Genomic DNA, 10,319 nt, shown 5'->3' with positions numbered 1-10,319 from the left:
CGTGGCCCGGGCCGGCGGGGGGGGGCGGCGCCCGCCCCGCCCCCCCCCCCCCCCCCCCCCCCCCCCCCCCCCCCCCCCCCCCCCCCCCCCCCCCCCACTACCCTGTGGCGGCCCCTAAGTTCCTGATTTCTTCCGGTAAAAGCCCCGTAAATGGCGGCGAAAAACTGGCCTTTGTGATAGACTCCGCAGGTTGATCCGAGTTTCCGGCAGGATGGCCCGTCAAGGTGCCGCCAGCGGACGGGATCGCTACCTGACAACGGAACCCGAATGGCAGAAAACGCCAAGGAAATCATCCAGGTCAACCTGGAAGACGAGATGCGCAAGAGCTACCTCGATTACGCGATGAGCGTGATCGTCGGCCGCGCACTCCCCGATGCCCGCGATGGCCTCAAGCCAGTTCATCGCCGCGTCCTGTTTGCGATGAATGAGCTGGGTGCTCACAGCAACAAGGCGTACTTCAAGTCGGCGCGTATCGTCGGTGACGTGATCGGTAAGTACCACCCGCACGGCGATCAGTCGGTCTACGATGCGCTGGTGCGTTTGGCGCAGCCATTCTCGCTGCGTTACATGCTGGTGGACGGCCAAGGTAACTTTGGTTCAGTCGACGGCGACTCGGCGGCAGCAATGCGTTACACCGAGGCCCGCATGTCGCGCCTGACGCATGAGCTGATGGCCGATATCGACAAGGAAACCGTCGATTTCCAGCCTAACTACGACGAAAAGGAACTGGAGCCGACGGTCATGCCGACCCGGTTCCCGAACCTGCTGGTCAATGGTTCGGCCGGTATCGCGGTGGGCATGGCGACCAATATTCCGCCGCACAACCTCACCGAAGCCATCACCGCTTGCATCGCGCTGATCGACGATCCGTCGATCGATGTCGATGGCTTGATGGAATACATCCCGGGTCCGGATTTCCCCACCGCCGGCATCATCAATGGCACCGCCGGCATCATCGCCGGTTACCGCACCGGCCGTGGCCGCGTGCGTATCCGTGCCAAGGCTGATATCGAAGTGGCTGACAATGGTCGCGAGTCGATCATCGTCACCGAGATTCCGTACCAGGTGAACAAGGCGCGGTTGATCGAGAAGATCGCCGAGCTGGTCAAGGAAAAGAAGCTCGAAGGCATCAGCGAGCTGCGCGATGAGTCCGACAAGGACGGCATGCGCATCTACATCGAAATCAAGCGCGGCGAGTCGGCCGAGGTTGTGCTCAACAACCTTTACCAGCAGACCCAGATGGAGTCGGTGTTCGGCATCAACATGGTAGCGCTGGTCGATGGCCGGCCGAAGCTGTTGAACCTCAAGGAAGTGCTGGAGGCGTTCATCCGCCACCGCCGTGAGGTTGTGACCCGCCGCACCATCTTTGAACTGCGCAAGGCGCGTGCCCGTGCGCACGTGTTGGAAGGCCTGACCGTTGCCCTGGCCAACATCGATGAAATGATCGAGTTGATCAAGACCTCGGCCAATCCAGCTGAAGCCAAGGAGCGCATGCTCTCCAAGGTGTGGCAGCCAGGTCTGGTCGGCGCGTTGCTGGGTGCCGCCGGCGCCGAGGCCTCGCGTCCGGAAGACCTACCCAAGGGTATTGGTCTGGTCAACGGTGCCTACCAGCTCAGCGAAGTGCAGGCCACGCAGATCCTGGAAATGCGCCTGCACCGCCTGACCGGGCTGGAGCAGGACAGGCTGACCGAAGAATACAAGCAGCTGCTGGAAGTCATCGCTGGCCTGATCCGCATTCTGGAAAATCCAGACGTGTTGCTGCAGGTCATCCGCGATGAGCTGGAAAGCGTGCGCGCCGAGTTCGGCGACGCGCGTCGTACCGAAATCCGTCACAGCGAAGAAGATCTGGATATTCTCGATCTGATCGCGCCGGAAGACGTGGTGGTGACGCTGTCGCGTGCCGGTTACGTCAAGCGTCAGCCGGTCAGTGCCTACCGCGCACAGCGTCGTGGTGGCCGTGGCCGTAGTGCCGCAGCGACCAAGGACGAGGATTCGATCGAGCAGCTGTGGCTGGTCAATACCCATGACACGCTGTTGACCTTCACCAGCTCGGGCAAGGTGTTCTGGTTGCCGGTGCATCAGTTGCCGGAAGCCGGCTCCAACGCACGTGGCCGCCCGATCATCAACTGGATCGCGCTGGAGAGTGGTGAACGCGTGCAGGCGGTGTTGCCGGTGCGCGAGTACGACGAAAACCACTTCGTGTTCTTCGCTACCCGCAACGGCACGGTCAAGAAGACTCCGCTGAGCGAGTTCGCGTTCCGTCTGGCGCGCGGCAAGATCGCCATCAACCTCGATGACGGTGACGCGCTGGTCGGCGTCGGTCTCACCGATGGTGAGCGTGACATCGTGCTGTTCGCCTCCAACGGCAAGACCGTCCGCTTCGGCGAAGACAAGGTCCGCTCGATGGGCCGTACCGCAACCGGCGTGCGTGGCATCAAGATGCCCAAGGGCGAGGAAGTGGTCAGCCTGATCGTCGCCGAAAGTGCTGGCGGCGTTGAGGATGAGAACGAAGAGGACAACGGCGTCGAGGAAGTGGCAGTGGACGGCGGCGAGATCGTCGAAGCTGCAGACGATGCCGGCGTGCAGTACATCCTGACCGCGACCGAAAACGGCTACGGCAAGCGCACCCCGCTGGCGGATTATCCGCGCAAGGGTCGTGGTACGCAGGGCGTGATCGGCATCCAGACCAGCGAGCGCAACGGCAAGTTGGTCAGCGCGGTGCTGTTGGGTACCGGCGATGAAGTGTTGTTGATTTCCGACGGTGGCACCTTGGTGCGTACCCGTGGTTCGGAGATCTCGCGCGTAGGCCGTAACACCCAGGGCGTGACTCTGATCCGTCTGTCCAAGGGCGAGAAGCTGCAGGCGGTTGAACGTCTGGATGCTTCGCTTGAGGCTGAGGACGAGGTGCTGGAAGACGACGCTGCAGGCACTGTGGAAGCAGTGGCACCGGCTGCGCCGGAAGCCTGATTTTTCAGGGTTTGAGTTTGAAAAAGCGCCGGCATGCCGGCGCTTTTTCTTTGGGGTCGACTGGCTTTATCGGCTAGAAGCTTGCCCTCACCCCAACCCCTCTCCCGCAGGCGGGAGAGGGGCTAGGAATGCTTGCGCTCGCAGTGCATTAGCCCCTAACCCGCCAGCGGGAGAGGGGTTGGGGTGAGGGCAAGCTTTTAAGCTCGTAGCCCAAAGCCCAAAGCCCAAAGCCCAAAGCCCAAAGCCCAAAGCCCAGCCAGCCCCTGCGAACAATTTCGCAGCGACAAGCGCCACGCGTGTCATGCGGATTCCATAGTGCCGAGCCCTGCTCGGCATAGGCTTCACCGGCAACGCCCATGCCGAGCATGGCTCGGCAGTACCGGTAGAGCACCAGCCGAACATGTACAGGTGTCGATTGACTGAGCGTTCCGGCCGGCGACTCAGCGCGGTGTACGCACCATGCGCTCGAGCAGGTGCTCAACGATGCCGGCAGGGTTGGCGGTGCGGCCTACATGGGTCACCGAAGTCTGTACCACCGAGCTGCGTTTGGCCGTCAGGAAGTGAAAACGTGCACGAGGTGGCAACTGAGCAATCGGCCCAGCACCGGGCTCGCCACGACAGATTGCGACGATGGCGTCCAACCATGGCTGCACCGCAGCCTGATCCAGCTGCGGCGCAAACGCCTGCAGACGCGCGACATCGATCTCGATGGCGGCCTGCAGGTGACCAGCGCTGGGGCAGGAGACGATCACGCCCACGTTGATGAATTCCTCGCGCTCCACCCGCGGTACCACGCGGATGATGGCGTAATCATAGGTATGCAGCGTGGGCACGGATGGCCTCCTGTACGAAGGCTTCGCGCAATTGCAGGCGGCGCTTCAAATAGTTTGCATAGGCCGAGCGGTAAGCGCTTGCGTCGGCAAAACTGGGCTCGGTCTGCAGCCAGCTGTCCGGAATCTGCGCGACGATGCCGTCGATGACCGCATCGGTCAGCAAGGGAGCCAGCGCCGCGTCGGCTTCGGCGACGCAAGCGGCGAACGGCAGCAATACATGATCCTTGATCAACACGAACGGCTTGCCGCAGGCTTCGCCGGCGTTCTCCCAGTCGTGGTGGAAGTACAGCGCCGCGCCGTGATCAATCAGATAGAGCTTGCGGTGCCACACCATCAGGTTGGGATTGCGCGCGGTGCGATCGACGTTGCTGGTATAGGCATCAAACCAGACGATGCGCGAGGCAAGCTCAGCATCGGGTTGCATCGCGGCAGGGTCGTAATTGATCGCGCCCGGCAGGTAATCACTGCCCAGATTGGTGCCCTCGCTGGCACGGATCAGGTCCTGGATCTCCGGGTCGGGCTCGGTGCGGGCAAACTCGCGGTCCAGTTCGACCAGGGCGATGTCCGGCATCGGCAGGCCTAGTACCTGCGCAAGCCGGCCAACCACCAGTTCGGCAATCAGTGCTTTGGGGCCTTGGCCGGCACCACGGAACTTGATGACGTACATGCCATCGTCATCGGCTTCGATCACCGCTGGCAATGAGCCGCCTTCGCGCAACGGTGTGATGTAGCGGGTGGCGTGAACGGTTTTCACGGGAATGTGCTGTCTGGAAGAAGGGCAAGCCTAGCGCAAAGCTGACGCACCCGGTGGTATGGCCGACGGCAGGCGCTCGTGCGTCCCTGCGCTCAGATACGTGCCACAGCCAAGTGAGCTGCAGCTTTGGATCAGAGCGTGGCTTGCTGGTTCGCGTGAAGGCTGCCGATGCCATCCTGTGATGAACTGGCAATCACCCGGTTGCGCCCTTCGTGCTTGGCTCGGTAGACGGCAAGGTCTGCGCGCTCCAATGCGTTTTCCAGATCGTCCGCTGCCACCACCAGGGTGACGCCGAAGCTGGCGGTCATGGTCTGCTTCGCCGGTGAGCAGCGCATCTCGCTGAGACCGATGCGGATACGTTCAGCAATCCGGATGGCGGTGGGTAGATCAGCACAGCGCAACAGCAGCACGAATTCCTCTCCGCCAAAGCGCGCGACCAGATCGCCCGGGCGTGTCATCTGTTGCAGCAGTACGCCGACCTGGCGCAGTACGTTGTCACCGGCTGCATGGCCCCAGGTGTCGTTGACCTGTTTGAAGTGGTCGACGTCGCAGGCAAGCAGTGCCCAGTGGTTGGCGGGACCGTGTTGCAGGCGCTGGTTGGCGATCTCGAAGAAGGCGCGGCGGTTGAGTAGCAGGGTAAGCGGGTCATGGTTGCGCTCGTGGCGCAGTTCGCCCATCAGTTGCTGGGCCAGCCCGCCCAGCAGCAAAAAAAGCAGCCACAGATTGAGCAGCAGGTTGAAGGCCAGCATCCACAGCCACAGCCCTGAGCGCGGCAAGCCGCTGCTGGTGAACCAGCCGGCCAGCAACCAGGCCAGCAAGGGGCGCAGGACCGCGTACACCACCAACAGCAGGTAGGTCCGGCGCAGCAGGCGCTCGAACAATGTGTCCGCTCGGTCGCGGCCGAACAGTACCGGCAATGCCAAAGCAAGCAGCAGGCCCATGCCGAGGTTGAGGAAAACAATGCGCGCGCCTAGTACGTCGCTGAGCTGTGAGAAACAAAACAGTGCTGACAGCGTACCGAGGCTGACGACCAGCGCAGCCCAAGGTGACACTCTTCCGCCGGACCTGATCGCAAAACCCTGCGCGGTGGCCCAGCTGCCCGCGCAGTACAAGGCTCCGGTCAGCACTGACCAGATCGCCAGCTGCGCGTTGTCCATCAGGATCTGGGCGGCCAGTGGAAACGCGGTGCAGATGTAGCCACCCGCCAACCACAGCAGGTAGCGGTGTTCACGCAATGAACGCCAACCGGCCAGCAGCGCCAACCCCAACAGCAGGGAGGTGGCGGGGACCACAAGCGGGAAGTACTGTTCAGCGGTGGCGCTCAAGGGTCAAGCCACGTTCGGCGGTTTGGACAGGCGAGGGTGCAAAGTATATGGGTAGGCAGGCGACATACGATGGTTGGCGCAGCACCTCCGTGGTTTTCCCTCGGCGGTGTGCCGGAGCGACGGCGCAGGCACTGCTGAGCCTGCTTGCGGCCTTGGTGCTGGTCTCCTGCAGTACGCTGCCATCGTCCCCACCGGGACCGTCGGCGGCAGTGGTGCAGGATGAGATCGTGAGGCGCATTCCGGCGACCGTCGGCGACCGCACTGGCTGGGCCGGCGAAATCCGCGTGGCCTTCAACGCGCAGCACATCGAGCCTTCGGTCGAGAACATCTGTGCAACGTTGGCGGTGATCGAACAGGAGTCTGGCTATCGCGCCAATCCAGAGGTGCCCAATCTGCCGCGGATTGCGCGAGGCGAAATAGATCGCCGTGCTGCGGCCATGCATGTACCGAAATTACTGGTGGATGCAGGTTTGAAGGTCAAGGCCAGTGATGGGCGCAGTTACGGGGAGCAGTTGGCGCGGGTACGCAGCGAACGTGACCTGAGTGAGTTGTACGAGGAAATCATTGGCCGCGTGCCGATGGGGCAGCGTTTGTTTGCTGGCAAGAATCCCGTGCAGACCGGAGGCGCAATGCAGGTCAGCATTCCATTTGCGCAGGCCAACGCACAGAACTATCCGTACCCGGTGGCGCGCAGCATCCGCGATGAGGTGTTTACCAGGCGCGGCGGTGTGTACTTCGGCATCGCCCATCTACTCGACTACCAGACGCCTTATACGCAGAAGGTGCATCGGTTTGCCGACTACAACGCTGGACGCTATGCGAGTCGCAATGCTGCTTTCCAGAGCGCGGTGAGCAGTTTGACTGGTGTGTCGTTGGCGCTGGACGGCGATCTGCTGGTGCCGGACGCGCCAATCGACAAGCCCGGCCAGACCGAACTGGCGGTGCGCAGGCTTGCGCCGCGGCTGGGCATGGATGAGCGTGAGATACGTCGCGCGCTTGCGCAGTCGGATCGCTTGGAGTTCAGTAACAGCGCGCTGCATTCGCAGGTGTTCGCGCTGGCCGATGCGCGCGCCGGGAAGAACTTGCCGCGCGCATTGACTCCCGGCATCCGCCTGGACAGTCCCAAGATCACCCGCGAACTGACCACAGAATGGTTTGCCAATAGAGTCGACAGCCGCTACCGCCAATGCCTGCAAAGGTAGTGCCGAGCCAGGCTCGGCAGGGGCGTCACCGACAAACCTTTGTGGGAGCGGCGTAAGACGCGAGGCAGACGCCAACGAAGTCGCAGGGATAACTGTGATCGGACGGACCATCAGCTTCGCGGCTTACGCCGCTCCCACAATCCACAACCCCACAAGGTCGGTCGGCTTGGATCAGGCCTTGACCGGATGCCGCGCCAGCGCGCGGGCACCAGTGATGATCATGCGGATCATCTGCGACATTTCTTCGATCAACTCAGGGTCGCGCTGTTCGGGCAGATCAATCGCGCTGCCGCCCATGGCGAACACCAGCCGGGTAATGGCTTTGGCGGCCAGGGCGGGCTCATGCAGGGTTGCGCCGTCCAGTGCAGCCAGCCGCACAAGGTCTGCCTTCAGCTCTTCCTCGAAATACTCCAGCTCGCGGTCCACGGCATGCTTGAACGCGTCCGAGCCGGCGGTGCCTTCACGCAACAGCACGTGCATCAGGCGGTCGTCGGCGCGCAACTGCTCCATGAAGGTTTCCACCGACAGGCGGATCACCCCGCGATTGCTGTCGGCCGCGCGCAACCGCGCCTGGCCGATGATGGTGCGCAGTGAACGACCTGCCAGATCAATCAGTGCAACCGTCAATTCATCCATGTCGCGGAACTGACGATAGAACGAATTCGGTGCGATCCCAGCCTCGCGCGCAACCTCGCGCAAGCTCAGCGTGGATACGCTGCGATGCGGGCCGATCAGGGATAAAGCGGCGGCCAGCAGGTCGTCACGCGAGATGGAAGCCTTGCGCGCCGGGTGCAGGTCGTCTTGTGCGGGCAGGGGCTGTTCGCGTGCTGTCATGGGGCTCGGGCCGGTCAGGTCCGTGAATCATAGCCTGTACTGGCAATATACAACTGTATACACAGTCGTATGCTCGGCCGTATAGTGCGCGACATGAGTGCTGTCTACCGCAATACCTCGCCGCCGCCGATCCCCTGGCTGAGTGAAGGTTTCTTTGATTTCTGGTCTTCCCGGGTGCATCCGCTGTGGACGCTGCGGCGGCCATTGGCGAGGTTGGTGGCGCGGCATGAGGCCAGCGCTGACGCCGTCACCCTTGAATTGCAGCCCAATCGCCACTTCCGTGGCGTGCAGGCCGGCCAACACATCAATCTTGGTGCCGAGCTGGATGGGCGGCTGACCACACGCAGTTACAGCCCCGCGGTGCTTGAGAATGGCCGCCTTGCGATCACGGTCAAGCGTATCGCCGGTGGCAAGCTGAGCCAGTACCTGTCTGAACAGGCTGGCATCGGCGAGGTGTTCGCGCTGGGGCAGGCCTTCGGTGAGATGTTGTTGCCGGCAACCCCGGCGCCGAAGCTGGTAATGCTGGCCGCAGGCAGCGGTATCACGCCTATGCGCGCCTTGCTGCGCCAGCTGGATGCGCAGGGCATGCCCGGCTCGGTCGATCTGATTTACTGGGCTCGTCAGCGCGAGCAGCTGTGCTTCGTCGACGAGTTCAATGCCATCGCCGCGCGCCACCCATCGTTCCGTCTGCATCTGGCGGTGACCGGGGAGGTTGTAGCGCGTGTGGGCAGCTATGAGCTCGACGGTCTCGGCGATCTGGGCGCAGCGCATGTGCTGGCCTGCGGTCCCGGCGGCTTTGTCGATGCCGCACGTGCGCGTCTGCAGGCACAGGTGGCGCAGTTCGACAGCGAGGCGTTCAGCGCGCCGCAGCTGGCCGAAGTGGAGCAGGGCAGTGTGCAGATACAGCTGCTCAAAACCGGCCGCACGCTCACCGTGCCGCGTGGCGTTGCCTTGTTGCCTGCGCTTGAAGCTGCCGGCATCAAGCCGGCCAGCGGTTGCCGCATGGGTATCTGCAATACCTGCGTCTGCGGGAAAACCTCGGGCATCACCCGCCATACCTTGACCGGCGATTACGCCAGCGAGCCGTCTGTCCCGCTCAAACTGTGCGTCAACAGCGCCAGTACCGATTTGACCCTGGAGCTGTAAGTCATGTCTTCCGTGCACAACCGCGTGCTTTCTCCCGCCGAGCTGCAGACCTTTGGTGATGAACTGGACGGCGTACGCGCAAGGCACCAGGCCCTGCTCGGTGCCAGCGACGCCCGCTACATCCGTCGGATCGTGGCGGCGGTGCGTTGGACCGGCGTAGCCGGGCGTGCGCTGTTGTTCCTTGGAGCATTCGTACACAGCGTGCTGGTGCCGGCGTGGATAGCCGGTGTGCTGCTGCTCGCGCTGTCCAAGATTCTGGAAAACATGGAGCTTGCGCACAACGTCATCCACGGCCAGTACGACTGGATGGGCGATCCGCAGCTGCAGGGCAAGACCTACGAATGGGATATCGCCGGCACCTCGGAAAACTGGCGCAAGACCCATAACTTCCGCCACCACACCTATACCAACGTACGCGGGCTGGACGATGACATCGGCTACGGCTTGCTGCGGATATTCCCGGAGCAGCGCTGGCATCCGTTCTTCCTCGCTCAGCCGTTTGTGGCAGTGGTGTTCGCGCTGCTGTTCGAGTGGGGTATCGCCATACAGGATCTGCGCATCGGCCGCGTGCTGGTCGGCAAGATGACCCTCAAGCAGCTGTGGAACCAGGCGCGTCCGGTTGGCCGCAAGGCGATGCTGCAGATCCTGAAGGACTATGTGCTGTTCCCGGCATTGGCTGGCCCGTTCTTCCTGCCGGTGCTGCTGGGCAATGTGGCGGCCAACATCATCCGCAACGTCTGGACCTATGTGGTGATCTTCTGCGGTCACTTCACCGCCGATGCCGAAACCTTCCCAAAGGAATGCATCCGCAACGAAGGTCGCGGCCATTGGTATCTGCGCCAGCTGCGCGGCTCATCCAACCTGACCGGCGGCAAGTTGATGAACGTGATGACTGGCAATCTCAGCCATCAGATCGAGCATCACTTCTATCCGGATATCCCGGCCAACCGCTATGCGGCGATGGCGGTGGAGGTGAAGGAGATCTGCGCGCGTTACGGCCAGCATTACAACACCGGCTCGCTGCCGCGTCAGTTCGGTCAAGTGATGTGGCGGATCCTGCGCCATGCCTTCCCGAGCAAGCCGGCGCCGGAACGGCCGTTGGTTGGCGAACCGCAGGCTGAAGCAAGCTGAGGCAGTTGAGTCTGCTGATGGCCTGAAAAGCGGGGGGCCCCCCCCGGCCCCGGCGGCGGGGGGAGGTGTTGGGGGGGTTGTTGGGGCCCGCCCCGGCCCCCGCCGGACAGGGGCCGCCCGGAGCCCG

At 62.9% G+C, this 10,319-nt stretch carries 8 protein-coding genes; 4 read left to right on the top strand and 4 right to left on the bottom strand.

Going from position 1 to position 10,319, the window contains the following annotated elements; translation table 11 throughout:
- The first annotated feature begins 267 nt into the window (after window positions 1–267).
- Window positions 268–2,967 (top strand): DNA gyrase subunit A, encoded by a 2,700-nt coding sequence (gene gyrA / locus ACVOMB_RS19910; RefSeq protein WP_481532778.1) that lies wholly within the window; start codon window positions 268–270, stop codon window positions 2,965–2,967.
- Between the two features lie 440 nt (window positions 2,968–3,407).
- Here gyrA and ACVOMB_RS19905 read toward each other — a convergent pair whose 3' ends face one another.
- The 3 genes from ACVOMB_RS19905 to ACVOMB_RS19895 form a co-directional block, all read right to left on the bottom strand.
- Window positions 3,408–3,800, bottom strand: a complete 393-nt coding sequence (locus ACVOMB_RS19905; protein ID WP_481532777.1) for a DUF3037 domain-containing protein — start codon at window positions 3,798–3,800, stop codon at window positions 3,408–3,410.
- Window positions 3,778–4,554, bottom strand: coding sequence for a HipA family kinase (locus tag ACVOMB_RS19900; protein WP_481532776.1), 777 nt, complete (start codon window positions 4,552–4,554; stop codon window positions 3,778–3,780). The genes ACVOMB_RS19905 and ACVOMB_RS19900 overlap by 23 nt, the downstream gene beginning before the upstream one ends.
- A gap of 131 nt (window positions 4,555–4,685) precedes the next feature.
- Entirely contained in the window at window positions 4,686–5,879 is a 1,194-nt protein-coding gene (locus tag ACVOMB_RS19895; RefSeq protein ID WP_481532775.1) for a GGDEF domain-containing protein, read from the bottom strand.
- An 89-nt stretch (window positions 5,880–5,968) separates the two neighbouring features.
- Between ACVOMB_RS19895 and ACVOMB_RS19890 the strand changes: the two genes are divergently transcribed.
- The gene (locus ACVOMB_RS19890) at window positions 5,969–7,081 is read left to right on the top strand and encodes a DUF1615 domain-containing protein (protein WP_481532774.1); all 1,113 of its coding nucleotides are present in this window, start codon (window positions 5,969–5,971) and stop codon (window positions 7,079–7,081) included.
- Window positions 7,082–7,252: 171 nt separating this feature from the next.
- On the opposite strand, the gene fabR is transcribed toward ACVOMB_RS19890, so the two are convergent.
- On the bottom strand, window positions 7,253–7,915 hold the full coding sequence (gene fabR / locus ACVOMB_RS19885; RefSeq protein WP_481513984.1) for an HTH-type transcriptional repressor FabR: 663 nt from the start codon (window positions 7,913–7,915) through the stop codon (window positions 7,253–7,255).
- Between the two features lie 93 nt (window positions 7,916–8,008).
- On the opposite strand from fabR, the gene ACVOMB_RS19880 reads away from it, so the two are divergent.
- Both ACVOMB_RS19880 and ACVOMB_RS19875 read left to right on the top strand, forming a co-directional pair.
- Complete coding sequence (locus ACVOMB_RS19880) at window positions 8,009–9,061, top strand: ferredoxin reductase (protein ID WP_481532773.1); 1,053 nt, start codon at window positions 8,009–8,011, stop codon at window positions 9,059–9,061.
- Window positions 9,062–9,064: 3 nt separating this feature from the next.
- Entirely contained in the window at window positions 9,065–10,192 is a 1,128-nt protein-coding gene (locus ACVOMB_RS19875; RefSeq protein WP_481532772.1) for a fatty acid desaturase family protein, read from the top strand.
- Window positions 10,193–10,319 lie beyond the last annotated feature (127 nt).

It is taken from the genome of Stenotrophomonas sp. STEN018, assembly GCF_056760235.1.
The sequence above is the reverse complement of the archived record's forward strand: the minus strand, read 5'-3'. Positions and strand labels throughout refer to the sequence as shown.

Bases quoted from the DNA above. Each gene is read 5' to 3' on its own strand.
- ACVOMB_RS19875 (WP_481532772.1), top strand. From the start codon at position 9,065: ATGTCTTCCGTGCACAACCGCGTGCTTTCTCCCGCCGAGCTGCAGACC.
- fabR (WP_481513984.1), bottom strand. From the start codon at position 7,915: ATGACAGCACGCGAACAGCCCCTGCCCGCACAAGACGACCTGCACCCG.
- ACVOMB_RS19880 (WP_481532773.1), top strand. From the start codon at position 8,009: ATGAGTGCTGTCTACCGCAATACCTCGCCGCCGCCGATCCCCTGGCTG.
- gyrA (WP_481532778.1), top strand. From the start codon at position 268: ATGGCAGAAAACGCCAAGGAAATCATCCAGGTCAACCTGGAAGACGAG.